Genomic DNA, 17,498 nt, shown 5'->3' on the forward strand with positions numbered 1-17,498 from the left:
CTGCGATCGTAGCCTGCGCCAAGGTTGGCATGCGGCACAAGTTCAAAAGACTCAGCTGACACTGCCCCGGGCAATCAACCATTCCTTCAAAAGTGGGGGTGTCATAGGGCGCGCATACAGATAGCCCTGCCCTTCGTGGCAACCCAAGGCACGCAAGGCCACGGCCTGGGACTCTTCTTCAATGCCTTCAGCGATGACTGTCAGATTCAGATTTCGCCCCAGTTCGATCACCATGGAAGCGATATGCCCACCGCACATGTCTTTCTGCAATTCAGACACAAATGCACGGTCAATTTTGAGGCGATCAATGGGGAGCTGGCGCAACTGGCTCAACGACGAGTAGCCGGTACCGAAGTCATCAATTGCAATGGAAATACCCAACTCCCGCACTAAATTCAACGTCTCCAGCATGAAGTCAGCATCTTCCATGGCCACCGACTCGGTAATTTCTAGCTCCAGGCAGTTGGGGCTGATACCGGTGTCCAAAAGCGCCGCGTTGAGCTTGTCCAGAAATTCGGGGTGCCGAAACTGGATTTGCGAGACGTTGACCGACATTCTCAAATCCGACAGCCCCAGCGCTTGCAACCGTACCAGTTCATGGCAAGACATGCGCAAGACCCAGTCGCCAATGGCCACGATCATTCCTGAGGCCTCAGCCAATGGAATAAACCGATCAGGCGGCACAAAGGTTCCATCCTCATTACGCCAGCGAATGAGGGCCTCCATGCCAACCACCTTGCCGCTGTTCAGGTTGATTTGTGGCTGGTAAACAATGAACAGTCGCTCACTCTCCACCGCACTGCGCAAGCTCTGCAACAACCGTACACGCTCGCGGATGTCCGAGCCCATCTCGCTGGAGAACATCACAAAACTGCCGCGGCGGCTTTTTTTTGCTCGTTTCAGAGCGATGTTGGCGTCCTTGAGCGCATCACGTCCGGACACACCATCCGTCAAAAGCCTGGTCAAGCCCATGGTGGCTGTCACAACCATAGAGTCATCCTGGACCTGGAACGGCTCCCGAAACATGGCCAGCACCCGCAATGGATTGACCACGGACTGTTCACCCATCAAGCCAAAAGTATCGCTACCGATGCGAGCCAGAATCACTTCGTTACCCAGCTCTGCCTTGAGACGGTCTGCTACGGATTGCAGCAACCGATCCCCCTGCTGGTGCCCCAAGGCGTCGTTGATTTCCGAAAAATCATCGATATCCAGAATCGCAATGACGTCGTCCGCCGCGGGCTGGTTCTTAAGTCGCTCTTCGCTCAGGTCGATGAACTTGTTGCGATTGGGCAGACAAGACAGACGGTCATAAAAAGCCAACTCGTCCAACTTGCGGATCTGTTCATAGGCCCGCAAGGCGGCTGTAACCGTGGCATAGAGCTTGGTACGGGTCAGTTCAGACTTGGTTTTGTAGTCGTTAATGTCGAAATCGTGGATGGTTTCGATCTCTGGCGCATAACCGGGCTGACCGGTGCGCAAAATAATTCGCAGCTCGCTGAGGCGCAAGTCCTGGCGAATTGTCTTGACCAGCGCAAGACCCGCGTCTTCGCGCTCCATCACAACATCAAGCAAAACCACAGCCACGTCGCGCTCCGTGGTCAGAATTTTGCTGGCCTCGCTCGCGGAGTATGCATGCAAAAACTCCAACGCACGCCCTAGAATCCGCACCCCCGCCAGCGCAAACGTTGTGGCGCGGTGAACATCCGGCTCGTCGTCAACCACCAACAAGCGCCAGACAGGCTCTTTGGCAGATCCGCTCACGGCCTCATCTTCCAAAAAATGCAGCGTGTCGGAGTCTGTGTGGATGCCCATCAGATTCTCGGTATTCATGAAAACATTGTGCACCAAGCTTGCACAAAAAGTCAGCGCCCCCAAGGGCGCTGCATGAACTTTTTACGGTGAATCGGTGGAAAACATCATGGCTTTCGGGATTTCCCCTAGAGCCACTGTCGCCCTACTCCCACTCAATGGTGGCAGGTGGCTTGCTACTGACGTCGTAAGTCACCCGGTTGATTCCGCGTACTTCGTTGATGATGCGGCCGGACACGGTCTTGAGAAGGCTGTAGGGAAGCTCCGCCCAATCCGCCGTCATGAAGTCGCTGGTCTGGACAGCACGCAACGCTACGACGTAATCATAGGTGCGGCCATCGCCCATCACGCCCACGCTTTTCACTGGCAGAAACACGGTGAAGGCTTGGCTGGTGAGCTGGTACCAAGTTTTGCCCGTGGCTTCGTCCTTGAAGTTGTGTAGCTCTTCGATGAAGATGGCATCGGCCCTTCGCAGCAGGTCAGCATATTCCTTTTTGACCTCGCCCAAAATCCGCACGCCCAGGCCAGGGCCTGGGAACGGGTGGCGGTACACCATGTTGTACGGCAGGCCCAGGGCCACGCCGAGTTCGCGCACTTCGTCCTTGAACAGTTCGCGCAGCGGCTCCAGCAGCTTCAAGCCCAATTGCTCGGGCAGGCCACCCACGTTGTGGTGACTCTTGATGGTGACGGCCTTTTTGCTCTTGGCACCGCCAGACTCGATCACATCGGGGTAAATCGTGCCTTGGGCCAGCCATTTGGCGCCCTTGGCGCCCTCACCCTTGAGCTTGGCAGCTTCCTGCTTGAACACGGTGACGAACTCGCCGCCGATGATTTTGCGCTTGGCTTCAGGGTCGCTCACGCCGGCCAGCTTGCCCAGGAACAGGTCACTGGCATCGGCACGGATCACCTTGGCGTGCAGCTTGCCGACGAACATGTCCATTACCATGTCGCCCTCGTTCAGGCGTAGCAGGCCGTGGTCGACGAAGACACAGGTCAGCTGGTCACCAATCGCGCGGTGGATCAGGGCCGCGGCCACCGACGAATCAACGCCGCCCGACAGGCCCAGGATCACTTCTTCATCACCCACCTGTTCACGGATGTGGGCGACTGCCTCGGCAATGTAGTCCCCCATGATCCAGTCTGGCCGAGTGCCACAGATATCCAGCACAAAACGGTTCAGCAGTGCCTGGCCTTGCGTGGTGTGTGTCACCTCGGGGTGAAATTGCACCGCATAGAACTTACGCGTTTCGTCGGCCATGCCGGCGATGGGGCAGCTTTCGGTGCTGGCCATCAGCTTGAAGCCGGGGGGCATTTCTGTCACGTTGTCGCCGTGGCTCATCCACACATTCAGCATGCCGTGGCCATCGGCATTGGTGAAGTCCTGGATGCCCTCAAACAGCGCAGTGTGACCGCGTGCGCGCAGCGCTGCATGGCCAAACTCGCGTTTGTGTCCGCCTTCGACCTTGCCGCCCAACGCAGCAGCAATAGCGTACATGCCAAAACAAATTCCCAACACCGGAATCCCCAAGTCAAACACCACCTGCGGTGCACGCAAGGTTTCGTCTTCCCAGAGGCTGGCGTGGCTACCGGACAAGATAACGCCCTTAAGGTTCCCGTCAGCGGCGTAAGCGCGCACCCAATCTTCAGTGACGTCGCAAGGGTGAACTTCGCAGAACACATGGGCTTCGCGCACGCGTCGGGCAATCAGCTGGGTGACTTGGGAACCGAAATCAAGAATAAGAATTTTCTGGTGCATGGGCTGGGTTCCGGTCAGTCAGCGCGGTAGTTGGGGGCTTCTTTGGTGATCTGCACATCGTGGACGTGGCTTTCACGGATACCCGCGGTGGTGATTTCCACAAACTCGGCCTTGTTTTGCATTTCTTCGATGGTGGCGCAACCGCAGTAGCCCATGCTGGCACGGATGCCGCCCGCCATCTGGAACACGATGGAAACCATGGAACCCTTGTACGGCACCCGGCCCTCAATGCCTTCGGGCACCAGCTTGTCCGCATTGGGGTTGCCGGTGCTCGACTCCTGGAAGTAGCGGTCTGCACTGCCCTGCTGCATGGCGCCAATGCTGCCCATGCCGCGGTAACTCTTGTAGCTGCGGCCCTGGTACAAAATCACCTCGCCGGGCGCTTCTTCAGTGCCAGCAAACATGCCACCCATCATCACAGTGCCAGCGCCTGCTGCAATTGCTTTGGCGATGTCACCGCTGTAACGAATGCCACCATCAGCAATCAGCGGTACACCAGTACCACGCAAAGCCGTGGCGACACTGTCCACGGCCATGATCTGGGGCACACCCACACCTGCCACGATGCGCGTAGTGCAGATGGAACCGGGGCCAATACCGACCTTGACCGCATCCGCACCGGCTTCCACCAACGCCAAAGCGGCAGCGCCAGTGGCAATGTTGCCGCCCACCACGTCCACCTGGGGGAAGTTTTGCTTGACCCAGCGTACGCGGTCAATCACGCCCTTGCTGTGGCCATGGGCCGTGTCCACCACAATGGCGTCCACCCCGGCAGCGACCAGCGCTTCCACGCGGGCCTCGGTACCTTCGCCCACACCCACGGCCGCGCCCACGCGCAAACGACCGGTCGCATCGCGTGCGGCATTGGGAAAGTTCAGTTGTTTGGTGATGTCCTTGACGGTGATCAGACCTTTGAGTTCAAAGGCCTCGTTCACCACCAGCAGGCGCTCCAGCTTGTGCTTGTTCAGCAGTGCCTTGGCAGCTTCCGGTGTGGTGCCATCAGGCACCGTGATCAGGCGTTCACGGGGCGTCATGATTTCGCGCACCGACTGGTCGTAGCGGGTTTCAAAGCGCAAGTCGCGCCCGGTCACGATGCCGACTACTTTGCCGCCATCGCAGACCGGAAAACCGGATACACCGAGCTGTTCGGACAGTGCAATCACCTGGCGCACCGTTGTGTCGGGCGTGATCACCACGGGATCGCGCAACAGGCCGGATTCATAACGCTTGACCTTGGACACTTGTGCGGCTTGCTCCGCAGCGGTCAGGTTTTTGTGAACAATCCCCATGCCGCCCTCTTGCGCTATGGCAATGGCCAAGCGGGCTTCGGTCACTGTGTCCATGGCCGCAGAAACGAGCGGCAGGTTCAGTGCGATGTTGCGGGAAAAACGGGTGGCGAGGCTGGTGTCCTTGGGAAGGACTTGGGAGAACGCTGGCACCAACAACACATCGTCGAAGGTGAGCGCTTTGCCGAGAAGGCGCATGTCAAAGCTCCAAAAAGCGGATTGTACCCGTGCCAATTTGGCCTTGCCCCGGCCCGCGCGCTACACTTGTCTCCATGAAACCGTTTCACGCATTCTTCGCAGCCGTTTTAGCCCTCTCTGCCACAGGCGCTTGGGCCCAATGGCAGTGGGTGGACAAGGATGGACGCAAAGTCTTTAGTGACCGCGCGCCCGGTGCGGATATTCCAGAGAAAAGTATTTTGAAGCGCCCTGCGGGACAACGCGCAACGCCTGTGCCCCAGGCACCTGCTGCCGATGCAGCGGCAGCCTCCTCTGCAGCCTCGGCACCAGTATTACCCGCCAGTGCGGCCAAAGGTGCAGGTGTTGATAAGGAGCTTGAAGCCAAGAAGAAACTGGCTGCAGATGCCGAGGCAGCGAAGCGCAAAACGGAAGAAGAGCGCATCACCAAAGCCAAAATAGAAAACTGTGCCCGCGCCAAACAGGCCAAGGCTACGTTTGACTCAGGTGTTCGTGTTTCTCGTACCAACGCGGCCGGCGAGCGAGAAGTCATGGATGACGCAGCGCGTGCGACTGAAGCCAAACGCATCCAGGGCATTATCGACACCGACTGCCGATAAGCCTGTACGGCTTGCCAACTCTCTAATATCCGGCCTTGGCGCCCACCCGGCGCTTGGCAAACAGTCCCGCAGACTTCGCGCCCTGTTTGGCAAAGCGCTCACGCCTCGCCACTTTGGGGTCGACGGTCAGTGGTCGGTACAACTCGACCCGGTCATCGGCCCGAAGCAGGTGTTTTCCTGTCACTTTGTGCCCCCAAACACCCAAAGCCAAGGCGTCCACCTCCATCTGCGGCAGGGGCAGCAACAAGCCACTTTGCTGAACAGCCATGGCAGCCGTGCAACCCGGGCCCACTTGCAAGCGGCGCGATTGCACCTGCCGGGGGCCCGTGGCCAACACCACTGTCACGGTAAAAACGTCGTCAGTCTCCATACACCTGCTGCGCACGCTTCACAAAGGCATCCACCAGACTGGCCGCAATCTTGTCAAAGACGGGCCCCACCAGCTTGCCCAAGGTCGCGTTCTCAAATCCATAGTTCAGCAACAACTCCACCTTGCAGGCACGCTGCGAGCCATCGCCCAAGGGATGAAAATTCCAGACACCGTCGAGTTTGGAAAACGGCCCTTTGACCAGTTGCATGCCCACCTGACTGGGCTCGGTGTGGGTGTTACGGGTGGTAAAGGTCTGGCGGATACCACTGAACGAAATACCAACCTCCGCTGTCATTCCGTGGGCATCCTGGTCCACAACCTGCGCATGGTCGCACCACGGCAGGAACTGGGGATAGTGGGCAACATCGGTCACCAGGGCATACATCTCTTGCGGGCTGTACCAGATCAGAACGGACTTGTGAACAGTTTTCATAGAATGGGGGTCTGCGCGGGATTGTAGACAAGCCCATCAGCGTCTCTTTCTTTCCCGTCTGTCATCCCCATCTGAGTGCAATGGCCAAAAAACCCGAAACCGCAACCCGCATCGCCGACAACAAAAAGGCCGCGTTCAACTACTTTTTTGAGGAGCGCTTCGAGGCGGGCCTGGTGCTGGAAGGCTGGGAAGTCAAATCCCTGCGCGAAGGCAAGGTGCAACTCACCGATGGTTATGTGGTGATCCGCAATGGCGAGCTGTTCATCATTGGCCTGCAGATCAATCCGCTGCACACGGCCAGCAGCCATGTGAGCCCGGACAAGGTGCGCACCAAGAAGCTGCTGATGCACAAGGACGAGATCAAGCGCCTGATTGGCAAAGTGGAGCAAAAAGGCTACACCTTGGTGCCAATCAACCTGCACTGGAAAAGTGGCAAGGTGAAGTGCGACATCGCGCTGGCCAAGGGCAAAGCCGAGCATGACAAACGCGACACCATCAAGGACCGCGAGGGCAAACGCGAAGTGGAACGCGCCATGAAGGATCGCAACCGCTAAGACGTGTGGCCGCCGCCCCGCGTGGGGCCAGGGTCAGCGCAGATCCCGCAACGGATGTGCGCTTGCCGGCCAGGGACTTGTGAAAAATGGCGCCACCATGGCGTCACTCACCTCTTCAATGCGGGCCGGGTTCCACTGCGGCGCGTGGTCTTTGTCCACCGCCAGGGCACGGATGCCCTCTACGGTTTCACTGGCTGCCCCCGAACGACTCAGGTGCTGCGTGAAGAAGCAGTGGCGCACCATGTCGCGCTCCATGCGTAAATCGTCAGCCAGCGTCATGCCGCGGGCGCGGCGCACCTGTTCCAGCACCACATGCAGCATCAGCGGCGAGCGTTTGCGCAAGGTGGCGGCCGTGTGCTGCGCCCAGTCACTGGTGTCGGCTTCCAGCGCCTGTACGATGGCGGATACGGTCTCAAACGCAAAATAATCGTCCATTTGGCCTCTAGCCCCCGTGGAGTCTGCGTGAGAAGCTCCTGAAAACATAGCAACCCAGGCATCCAGCGGGGCTGCAGCCGTCCAGTCCAGGGTGGTCAGGGCCTCCCAGGCGTCGGGCAAACGGGCCGACTCGACCCACTGGTCGGCCAGACCCAGAGCCACGGCCGTGCTGCCGTCAATCACATCACCCGTCAACGCCAGCCATTCGCCTGCATGGCCCGGGCAACGGCTCAGGAAGTAGCCCCCGCCGACGTCGGGAAACAGGCCGATATTGGTCTCGGGCATGGCCATCTTGGTGTGCTCAGTCACCAGCCGGTGAGATGCACCCTGACTGATACCCATGCCGCCACCCATCACGATGCCGTCCATGAAGGCGATGTAGGGTTTGGGGTAGTGGTAGATCAGGTGGTTGAGCGCGTACTCTTCGGTGAAGAAGTCTTCCAACGCGGGGTTGCCGGCCAAGGCCGCCTGGTGAAAGAAACGAATGTCACCACCCGCGCAAAAGCCGCCAAACACGCCCGTCTTGGTGCTGCCGCGGATGGCGACCGCCTTTACCCCAGCATCGTCCTTCCAGGCCAGCAGCGTGGCCGTCAAGCTGCGCACCATGCCCAGGCTCAGGGCGTTGAGTGCCTTGGCACGGTTCAGGGTGATGAAACCCACCTGACCCTGCACTTCGGTCAGGACGTCATGGTTTTCCACGGTGTTTGTCGTCATGCGCGTTCTCTCCATCCAATCACTTCATTCACCACCAGGGCACCAATCACCAGCGCCCCACCCCACAGCACTGAGCTGCTGGGCACTTCATTCGCACCCAGCCAGGCCAGCAGAATGCCAAAAATCACTTCCAGCAGTTGCAAAAGGGAAATTTCCGGTGCTTTGAGAATCTGGGCACAGCGTACGGCAAACACACAAGGCACAGCCAGCTGAAACACGCCCAGAAAGCCCAGCAAAGCGATGTCGTGCCCGCTGGCCTGTAATGGGAAAGCCAGTGGCAGCGTCACCACGGTAGAGATGACAGCACCGACCCAGACCGCAGGCATCAGGTCCACGTCATGGCCCTGGTCATGCGAATGCTGGGTCACGGTCCAGTTGGTGGCACCGGCAATCGGCACACATAGGGCAACCAGCGTGCCCAACAGCGTCACGGAGTCGAGCTGAGACGCGTACATGTAGATGATGCCCACACCGGCGACTACGATGGCCACCCAGGTGCGCAACGGCACCCGGTGGCCAATGAAGATACGTGCAATCAACGCGGTGAGGAGTGGCCCCAGAGACATGGTAACCAGCACATTGCCTACGCTCGTGAGCGTGAGCGCCACCATAAAGGCGGTGAACATCACGCTCCAGCACAGGCCGGACAGCCAGAACGGCAGGCCGGCATGGCGGATTTTGTAAAACACATCCCGCCCCCGCGCAAACGGCAGAATCACCATCAGGCTGAGCACGGTAAAGAACGCCCTCCAGAAGGTGACTTCAAAGCTGCGCGCGAATTCCAGATGGCGCGTGATGACGCCAGCGGTAGACCACATCAGCGTCACCGCCACCATCAAAAATACGGCACGTGTGTGGGTGAGTTTCATGCACAAAGCTTCATCGGTATGCGTATCTGCGAGTCAAAAAAACCGCGACCCCGACTATGCCGGTCCGCGGTCTCGCCCCTAACAGGGGGAAGGCGGCAAAGCCGCCACGGGGGTTAGCCGATCAAGAGCGACCCGCGCGCTTGCGGTCGCTTTCGGACAGGTGGCGCTTGCGCAAGCGGATCGACTTGGGCGTGATCTCGACCAGTTCGTCGTCCTCGATGAATTCCACACCGTATTCCAGCGTGCATTCAATCGGGGGCGTGATCTTGATCGCATCTTCCTTGCCGGACACGCGGAAGTTGGTCAGCTGCTTGGTACGCGTCGCGTTCACCACCAGATCGTTGTCACGGCTGTGGATACCCACAATCATGCCTTCGTACACAGGGTCGTTGGGCTTCACGAACATACGGCCGCGGTCGTCCAGCTTGCCCAGGGCGTAGGTGAAAATTTCACCGGCGTCCATGGAGATCAGCACGCCGTTTTTACGACCACCGATGTCACCCTTGTGCGGCTCGTAGCTGTCAAAGATGTTGGAGATCAGGCCGGAACCGCGGGTCAAGTTCAGGAATTCGTTGGAGAAACCAATCAGGCCACGGGCTGGGATGCGGTATTCCAGACGCACGCGTCCACGGCCGTCTGGTTCCATGTTCACCAGTTCGCCCTTGCGCTCGCCCAGGGCTTGCATTACGCCGCCTTGGTGTTGTTCTTCCACGTCAGCGGTCACCAGTTCGATAGGTTCGTGCTTCTCACCGTTGATCTCACGGAACATCACGCGGGGCTTGGACACGGCCATTTCATAGCCTTCGCGACGCATGTTTTCCAGCAGGATGGTCAAGTGCAGTTCGCCACGGCCCAGCACCTCGAAGATACCTTCTTCGTCCGTTTCGTTGACGCGCAACGCCACATTGTGTTGCAGTTCCTTTTGCAGGCGGTCCCAGATCTGGCGGCTGGTCACGTACTTGCCTTCGCGGCCGGCCAAGGGGCTGGTGTTCACGCAGAAGTTCATGGTCAGCGTGGGCTCGTCCACCTTGAGCATGGGCAGCGGTGCGGGGTTCAGCGGGTCGGTCACCGTCACGCCGATACCAACATCGGCAATACCGTTGATCAGCACGATTTCGCCGGGGCCGGCTTCGAGTGCCTGCACGCGGTCCAGACCCTGGAAAGTCAGCACTTGGTTGATACGGCCTTTGACGGATTTTCCGTCTGGGCCTTCCATGACCACCACGTCCATGTTGGGCTTGATGGTGCCCTGGCTGATACGGCCCACGCCGATGCGGCCCACGAAGGTGGAGAAGTCGAGTGCGGAAATTTGCAGTTGCAGCGGTGCTGCGGGGTCACCCTTTTGCGAAGGCACGTGCTTGAGCACAGTGTTGAACAGGGCCGACATGTCGGGACCCCACTGTTCACCAGGAGCACCCTCTTCGAGCGAGGTCCAGCCGTTGATGCCGGAGGCGTACACCACGGGGAAGTCCAGCTGCTCGTCGGTCGCGCCCAGCTTGTCGAACAGGTCGAAAGCGGCATTCACCACGTGCTGGGGACGCGCACCGGGCTTGTCCACCTTGTTCACCACCAGAATCGGCTTCAGACCCAGGGCCAGCGCCTTTTTGGTCACGAAGCGGGTTTGGGGCATGGGGCCTTCTTGCGCGTCGATCAGCAGCACCACACCATCCACCATGGACAAAGCGCGTTCCACTTCGCCGCCGAAGTCGGCGTGTCCGGGCGTGTCGACGATGTTGATGTGGGTGCCTTCCCAGCTCACAGCGCAGTTCTTGGCCAGAATCGTGATGCCACGTTCTTTTTCAATCGCGTTGTTGTCCATCACCGTGTCGACCACTTTTTCGTGCTCGGCAAAGGTGCCAGACTGGCGCAGCAGCTGGTCGACCATGGTGGTCTTGCCATGATCGACGTGGGCGATGATGGCGATGTTACGGATTTGTTTACTCATGGTTCACTTTCTGCTTACGCCCCAAGGGCCAAGGTTTCATTAACTTGCTTCAAACTCTGTTCCATGGCCCCTTGCTGGGCCTGGGATTCGCTGATCTCCAGCGGACTTAACAGCCGCACGGGAATCAACTCACCCGCCACCACACGTGCCGTGCCCAGCAAAGCCCGGGGGCTTGCCGCATACACCGCCACGTGGTCCGCATCGGGCCAAGGGCCACGTCTGCGCATTCCACTCAAAAACCGTGCCGCATTCTCGCTGTCCAGTGTGACAAGCACATGCTCTGGCAGCAGCGCATCCACCGGCAGCAGGCAAGCCAGCCGCTCGGTCTCGCTCATCGCTTCCAGCGCTTCCAGCGTGATGCACTGGCCCTCGTTGAACCCGCCGGTGCGCACCCGGCGCAGCGCGCTGAGGTGGGCGCCACAGCCCAGGGCCTCGCCGATATCCTCGCCCAGCGTGCGGATGTAAGTCCCCTTGCTGCAATCTACTACCATTTTGATAGCTGGTTGCGCAGTATCTATGCGAGCTTCAAGCACTTTTAGTGCATAAATCGTCACATGGCGCGCAGCGCGCTCCACCTCAATCCCGGCTCTGGCGTACTCGTACAGGGCCTTACCGTCTTTCTTCAACGCGCTGTGCATGGGCGGCACCTGGGCAATCGGCCCGGTGAACTGCTGCACCACGGCGTCCAGTTGCTCGGGCGTCACCGACACCGGCCGCTCGCTGAGCACATCACCTTCCGCATCTGCGGTGGTGGTTTTGATACCCAAACGCACCACGGTTTCATAGGCCTTGTCAGCATCCAGGTGCATCTGGCTGAACTTGGTCGCTGCGCCAAAACACAGCGGCAACACACCGGTGGCCAAGGGATCCAGCGTGCCGGTGTGGCCCGCTTTCTCCGCCCGCAGCAGCCATTTGGCTTTCTGCAAGGCCTGGTTGCTGGAAAGCCCGATGGGCTTATCCAGTAACAGCACCCCATGCACGGGGCGCCTGGCAACCCGTGCACGTGGCGCGTTCATGGTCTTAGTCCTCTTTCGCGCGCGACGACACGGCCCGCGCAATCAGCGCGTTCATATCCGCCGCACGTTCGGTGGTCTGGTCAAAGATGAAGTGCAGCGTGGGCACCGTGTGGATGTGCAGGCGCTTGAACAGGCCGGCGCGCAAGAAACCCGCCGCCTGGTTCAGGCCTTCCCCGGTACTCACTGGATCACCCACCAACAGGCTGAAAAACACCTTGGCATGGGCATAGTCGGGCGTGACTTCCACGCCCTGAATGGTGATCATGCCCACCCGTGGGTCCTTGAGCTCGCGCGCGATCAGCTCGGCCAGATCCCGTTGGATCTGGTCGGCCACCTGAAAGCTGCGGTTGGGTGTTGACGATTTTTTGCGCACTCGATGTCTCTCGCTTACAGGGTACGGGCGATTTCTTTCACCTCGAAGAACTCCAGCTGATCACCTTCCTTGATGTCGTTGTAGTTCTTGAGCTTGATACCGCACTCGAAGCCTTCCTTGACTTCGCGCACATCGTCCTTCATACGCTTCAGGGAGTCCAGCTCGCCGGTGTAAATCACCACGTTCTCGCGCAACAAGCGGAAATGCGCGTTGCGATTGACAAAACCAGCGGTGACCATACAACCCGCAACGGTACCGATCTTGGACGCCACGAACACGGTGCGGATCTCGGCCATACCAATGATCTCTTCGCGCTTCTCGGGCGCCAACATGCCAGACATCGCCGCTTTCAACTCGTCTACAGCGTCATAAATGATGTTGTAGTAACGGATATCCACGCCGTTGCCTTCGGCCAGCTTGCGTGCACCAGCGTCTGCGCGGGTGTTGAAGCCGATCACGATGGCCTTGGAGGCAATCGCCAGGTTGATATCAGACTCGCTGATACCACCCACGGCGGAGTACACCATCTGCACCTTGACCTCGTCGGTCGAGAGCTTGAGCAACGACTGGGCCAGCGCTTCCTGCGAACCTTGTACGTCGGCCTTGACGATGATGGGCAGCATCTTGACGTCGCCTGCACCAATGTCGGAGAACATGTTCTCCAGCTTGGCGGCTTGTTGCTTGGCCAGCTTGGTATTGCGGAACTTGCCAGCACGGTAGGTGGCAATTTCACGGACACGGCGCTCGTCCGACATCACCATGAATTCGTCACCGGCTTGCGGCACTTCGGTCAGACCCTGGATTTCCACCGGGATGGAAGGACCTGCGGATTCGATCTTCTGACCGTTTTCGTCCAGCATGGCACGCACGCGGCCATAGGTCTGGCCTGCCAGCACCACGTCGCCAGCCTTCAAGGTACCAGACTGCACCAGCACCGTGGCCACGGGGCCGCGGCCCTTGTCCAGCTTGGCTTCGATGACCAGGCCCTTGGCCATGGCTTCCACCGGCGCGCGGAGTTCCAGCACTTCGGCTTGCAACAGCACTTGTTCGAGCAGGGTGTCGATGCCCATGCCGGTCTTGGAGGACACAGGCACAAACGGAGAATCACCGCCGTATTCTTCAGGCACAACTTCTTCGACCACCAGTTCCTGCTTCACGCGCTCAGGGTTGGCATCGGGCTTGTCGGACTTGGTGATCGCCACCACGATAGGAACCCCAGCCGCCTTGGCGTGTTTGATGGCTTCCTTGGTTTGTGGCATCACGCCGTCGTCGGCTGCCACCACCAGAATCACGATGTCGGTCGCCTGGGCACCACGGGCACGCATGGCGGTAAACGCCTCGTGACCGGGTGTATCCAGGAAGGACACCATACCGCGCGGTGTTTCCACGTGGTACGCACCAATGTGCTGGGTAATACCACCGGCTTCACCGGCCGCCACCTTGGCGCGGCGGATGTAATCCAACAGCGAGGTCTTGCCGTGGTCGACGTGACCCATGACCGTCACCACAGGCGCACGTGGCAAGGATTCAACGTCCTGTTGCGCCACATCATCGTCAGTGAATGCTTCGGGGTCGTCCAGCGCAGCCACGACGGCCTTGTGGCCCATTTCTTCCACCACGATCATGGCGGTGTCCTGGTCCAGCGGCTGGTTGATGGTGACCATCTGGCCCATCTTCATCAGCGCCTTGATGACCTCAGACGCCTTGATCGCCATCTTGTGGGCCAATTCGGCCACGGTGATGGTTTCCGGCACGTGCACTTCGATAACGCGCACATCCACCTGAGCGGTCTGGCTGTGCTGGTCATCACGGTCACGGTCATTGCCACGACGGCCACGCGGACCACTGCGCCAGTTGCTGGAGCGTCCAGCACCAGCACCGGTGTCACCACGGGTCTTGAGTTCTTTCTTCTTAGCGGGGTCACCAGCCCAGCTGCTGGACAGCTTGGCGGACTTGACCTCTTTGCCAGCACCTGCGCCGGCATTGCCTGCAGGGGCACCAACCGCCGGTTTGGCGGGCTTGGCAACCGCAGAGCCAACGGCCGGCTTGTGCAGCGTGCCTTTTACGCCAACCGCGGCGGGCTTAACTTCTTCTGGCTTCTTGGCCACCAGCACTTTTTGTGGCGCAGACATCATCATACGAATGGCTGCAGCCTCGGCTTCCGCCTTGCGGCGGCGGTCGCCCAAGTCCACAGCACGTGCAGACTCCTCGTCTGCGCGCGCCTTGGACTCAGCCGCAGCGGTTTCGCGGGCTTCGACTTGTGCGGCAGCACGTGCCGCAGCGGCTTGGGCCATTTCATCCGAGGCTTCCGCCTCGTTGGCGCTGACCTGGCTCTTCTTCAGGGCTTCTGCGGCGGCATAGCTGGCGGCACGTTCTTCGGCTTCGCGTTCACGCTTTTCCGCATCCTCACGCACACGGCGTTTTTCTGCCAAATCCTCTTCCTGGCGGCGGATCAGCTCGGCCTGACGGCGTGCTTCTTCCTCGCGGCGGGTGAGCTCGGCGTGGTCAATCGCAGGCGCACTAGATTCCGGTGTTTCGGATTCCAGCTCTTGCGCTTCGGCAGGCACATCCACGCCATCATCACGGCGCACAAAGGTGCGTTTCTTGCGCACTTCCACCTGGATGGTGCGCGCCTTGCCGGTGGCATCGGCCTGCTTGATTTCGGTAGTCTGCTTTTTCACCAGCGTGATTTTTTTGCGTTCCAGGCTGGCAGTGCCATGGCTGTTTTGCAGAAAATTCAACAAACTGTGCTTATCGGTGTCGGTCAAGACATCGGAGGCCGAAGCCTTGGCGACGCCCGCCGATTTCAATTGTTCAAGCAGGGTATCGGTAGATTTTTTGAGTTCATTGGCAAACTCGGCAACGGTCGTACTGGACATATTTTGTGTAACCTTTCATGACCGTTACTCTTGAGAAGCGGCGTCATTGGTAAACCAATGTTCGCGCGCCTTCATGATCATGGCCTTGGCTTCGTCCGCGGACTGGCCAGTGATATCTGTAAGTTCGTCAACGGCAAGGTCGGCCAGTTCATCGCGGGTGTGCACACCGCCATCTGCCAGTTTGCCGATCAGCTCGGGGGTCAGGCCTTCAAGGTCACGCAGGTCTTGCGAAACTTCTTCGACGCTTTCTTCATGGGCAATTTCCATGGTCAACAGGGCATCTTTGGCGCGGTTGCGCAACTCGTGCACCGTGTCTTCGTCAAAGCTTTCGATTTCCAGCATTTCCTGCAATGGCACGTAGGCCACCTCTTCCAGGCTGGTGAATCCCTCTGCAATCAGGATGTCGGCGATTTCTTCGTCCACATCGAGTTTTTCCATGAACAGCTTGCGGCCGGAATCGGTCTCGCTGGCCAACTTCTGGGCGCTTTCTGCAGCATCCATGATGTTGATCTTCCAGCCGGTCAGCTCGGACGCCAGGCGCACGTTCTGGCCGCCGCGGCCAATGGCGATGGCCAGGTTTTCCTCGTCCACCACCACATCCATGGCGTGGCGCTCTTCGTCCACCACGATGGAAGACACGTTGGCCGGGGCCAAAGCGCCAATCACGAACTGGGCAGGGTCCTCAGACCACAACACAATGTCCACGCGCTCGCCAGCGAGTTCGTTGGTCACGCCGTTGACACGGGTGCCACGCACGCCCACGCAGGTGCCGATGGGGTCGACGCGCTTGTCATGTGACAGCACGGCAATCTTGGCGCGCGAGCCGGCGTCACGGGCGCAGGATTTGATCTCCAGCAGGCCTTGTTCGATTTCGGGCACTTCCTGGCGGAACAGCTCAATCATGAACTCGGGGGCAGAGCGCGACAACAAAATGGGCGCGCCACGCAGGGTCAGGTCCACTTCCATGATCATGGCGCGCACACGGTCACCGGTACGCAAGTTTTCCTTGGGGATCATCTCGCTGCGGCGCAGACGACCTTCAACACGGCCACTCTCCACAATGATGTCACCCTTGTCCAGGCGCTTGACGGTACCGACAAAGATCTTTTCGCCACGCGACATGAAGTCGTTGAGCAGCATTTCACGCTCAGCGTCACGGATCTTTTGCAGGATGACCTGTTTGGCAGCCATGGCACCGATACGGCCGATAGGCACCGAGGCCACGGACTCTTCGATGTACTCGTCCACTTCGATGTCAGGGATTTGTTCCTTGGCTTCGAACAGCAGAATTTCCTGGTCAGGCAGTTGCAGGCCGGCCTCATCGGGGACCACATGCCAGCGGCGGAAGGTTTCGTAGTTGCCGCTGTCACGGTCCAGCGCAACGCGGATATCCACTTCGCCGGGGTACAGCTTTTTGGTGGCTTGGGCCAGGGCTGCTTCCACAGCGCCCAACACCACGTCACGTTCCACGTTTTTCTCTCGGGAAATTGCTTCCACCAGCATTAACAGTTCGCGATTCATGCCATGACTCTCCTGAACACTCTTATCAATACAAACAAACTTGAGGGACACGCCGGCTGGAACCCAGCCGTACGACTTACTCCGCAGAACCTGCGTTACCGCGGCCTTTGAAACTCACAATCGGTGCCAGCCGCGCGTCGCGCAGCTCGTCAAACGTGAAACCCAGCGCCTGCAGCGGCGGGGGTACGCGTTTTTTGCTAACCTTCTGGCCGGGCTTGGGCTCGGGCGCATCGCTCCAGACGATTTGCCAGCCCACGGTGCCGTCGGCTGCGACCACACGCTCCAGCGTGCCGCGAAATTTCTTGCGGTTGGCATTGACTTGGCCATTGGCCGCTGCCCCCATGGGCGCCTTGAGGGTGATGTCAATGATCTGCCCCGCAAAACGCTCAAAATCCTGTGTGTGTCGCAACGGGCGGTCAATACCGGGCGAGGACACCTCGAGCCGCTTGTATTCCGCACCGTCCACTTCCAATGCGAACTGCAACTGTCGTGTAACTTTTTCGCAGTCTTCCACGTTGACAAACTGCTCTACAGAAACTTGCCCTTCTACGGGCGCGGTCCAGGGCAAATCGATGGTGATGCGCAGCAAGCCCCCGGCGGAGCGTTCAATCTCCACCAAGTCATATCCCAGCCCTGCTACGGTTTGTTCAACGATTTCCTGTAATGCCACGTCTGTAAAGCCTGCCTGAATGCGTGAATGAAAAACAATCGACCAAAAAAAACGGGCGGTAGTTACCCGCC

At 59.3% G+C, this 17,498-nt stretch carries 15 protein-coding genes; 2 read left to right on the top strand and 13 right to left on the bottom strand.

Features of this window, described 5'->3' with window-relative positions:
* Window positions 1-51 precede the first annotated feature (51 nt).
* The 3 genes from AC097A_RS10935 to guaB all read right to left on the bottom strand — a co-directional run bounded on the left by AC097A_RS10935 (window position 52) and on the right by guaB (window position 5,052).
* Window positions 52-1,833, bottom strand: a complete 1,782-nt coding sequence (locus AC097A_RS10935) for a putative bifunctional diguanylate cyclase/phosphodiesterase (protein WP_479620846.1) — start codon at window positions 1,831-1,833, stop codon at window positions 52-54.
* Window positions 1,834-1,957: 124 nt separating this feature from the next.
* Window positions 1,958-3,568, bottom strand: a complete 1,611-nt coding sequence (guaA, locus tag AC097A_RS10940; RefSeq protein WP_479620847.1) for a glutamine-hydrolyzing GMP synthase — start codon at window positions 3,566-3,568, stop codon at window positions 1,958-1,960.
* Window positions 3,569-3,582: 14 nt separating this feature from the next.
* Window positions 3,583-5,052 (bottom strand): IMP dehydrogenase, encoded by a 1,470-nt coding sequence (gene guaB, locus AC097A_RS10945; protein ID WP_105262803.1) that lies wholly within the window; start codon window positions 5,050-5,052, stop codon window positions 3,583-3,585.
* A gap of 74 nt (window positions 5,053-5,126) precedes the next feature.
* Between guaB and AC097A_RS10950 the strand changes: the two genes are divergently transcribed.
* Complete coding sequence (locus AC097A_RS10950; RefSeq protein WP_479620848.1) at window positions 5,127-5,648, top strand: DUF4124 domain-containing protein; 522 nt, start codon at window positions 5,127-5,129, stop codon at window positions 5,646-5,648.
* Window positions 5,649-5,670: 22 nt separating this feature from the next.
* On the opposite strand, the gene AC097A_RS10955 is transcribed toward AC097A_RS10950, so the two are convergent.
* Together AC097A_RS10955 and AC097A_RS10960 are read right to left on the bottom strand one after the other, a co-directional pair.
* A complete protein-coding gene (locus AC097A_RS10955; RefSeq protein ID WP_479620849.1) occupies window positions 5,671-6,018 on the bottom strand; it encodes an RnfH family protein in 348 nt (115 codons plus the stop codon).
* The gene (locus AC097A_RS10960) at window positions 6,008-6,451 is read right to left on the bottom strand and encodes an SRPBCC family protein (protein ID WP_315479088.1); all 444 of its coding nucleotides are present in this window, start codon (window positions 6,449-6,451) and stop codon (window positions 6,008-6,010) included. The genes AC097A_RS10955 and AC097A_RS10960 overlap by 11 nt, the downstream gene beginning before the upstream one ends.
* Before the next feature lie 80 nt (window positions 6,452-6,531).
* Between AC097A_RS10960 and smpB the strand changes: the two genes are divergently transcribed.
* Entirely contained in the window at window positions 6,532-7,005 is a 474-nt protein-coding gene (gene smpB, locus AC097A_RS10965; RefSeq protein WP_479620850.1) for an SsrA-binding protein SmpB, read from the top strand.
* Between the two features lie 33 nt (window positions 7,006-7,038).
* Here smpB and AC097A_RS10970 read toward each other — a convergent pair whose 3' ends face one another.
* From AC097A_RS10970 to rimP, 8 genes are all read right to left on the bottom strand, one after another.
* Window positions 7,039-8,154, bottom strand: coding sequence for an enoyl-CoA hydratase/isomerase family protein (locus AC097A_RS10970; RefSeq protein ID WP_479620851.1), 1,116 nt, complete (start codon window positions 8,152-8,154; stop codon window positions 7,039-7,041).
* Window positions 8,151-9,023, bottom strand: a complete 873-nt coding sequence (locus tag AC097A_RS10975; RefSeq protein WP_479620852.1) for a DMT family transporter — start codon at window positions 9,021-9,023, stop codon at window positions 8,151-8,153. Before AC097A_RS10975 ends, AC097A_RS10970 begins: the two co-directional genes overlap by 4 nt.
* A gap of 121 nt (window positions 9,024-9,144) precedes the next feature.
* Window positions 9,145-10,968, bottom strand: a complete 1,824-nt coding sequence (typA, locus tag AC097A_RS10980) for a translational GTPase TypA (protein ID WP_105262810.1) — start codon at window positions 10,966-10,968, stop codon at window positions 9,145-9,147.
* A 14-nt stretch (window positions 10,969-10,982) separates the two neighbouring features.
* On the bottom strand, window positions 10,983-11,984 hold the full coding sequence (gene truB, locus AC097A_RS10985; RefSeq protein ID WP_479620853.1) for a tRNA pseudouridine(55) synthase TruB: 1,002 nt from the start codon (window positions 11,982-11,984) through the stop codon (window positions 10,983-10,985).
* 4 nt (window positions 11,985-11,988) lie between these two features.
* A complete protein-coding gene (gene rbfA, locus AC097A_RS10990; RefSeq protein ID WP_105262812.1) occupies window positions 11,989-12,357 on the bottom strand; it encodes a 30S ribosome-binding factor RbfA in 369 nt (122 codons plus the stop codon).
* 14 nt (window positions 12,358-12,371) lie between these two features.
* Window positions 12,372-15,236 (bottom strand): translation initiation factor IF-2, encoded by a 2,865-nt coding sequence (gene infB / locus AC097A_RS10995; protein ID WP_479620854.1) that lies wholly within the window; start codon window positions 15,234-15,236, stop codon window positions 12,372-12,374.
* Window positions 15,237-15,260: 24 nt separating this feature from the next.
* Complete coding sequence (gene nusA, locus AC097A_RS11000) at window positions 15,261-16,757, bottom strand: transcription termination factor NusA (protein ID WP_105262814.1); 1,497 nt, start codon at window positions 16,755-16,757, stop codon at window positions 15,261-15,263.
* A 76-nt stretch (window positions 16,758-16,833) separates the two neighbouring features.
* Window positions 16,834-17,427 carry a ribosome maturation factor RimP gene (rimP, locus tag AC097A_RS11005; RefSeq protein WP_105262815.1) on the bottom strand — a complete coding sequence of 198 codons (594 nt, stop codon included), beginning with the start codon at window positions 17,425-17,427 and terminating at the stop codon, window positions 16,834-16,836.
* Window positions 17,428-17,498: the final 71 nt, after the last annotated feature.

The organism is Rhodoferax sp. XS2R6 (genome assembly GCF_056521365.1).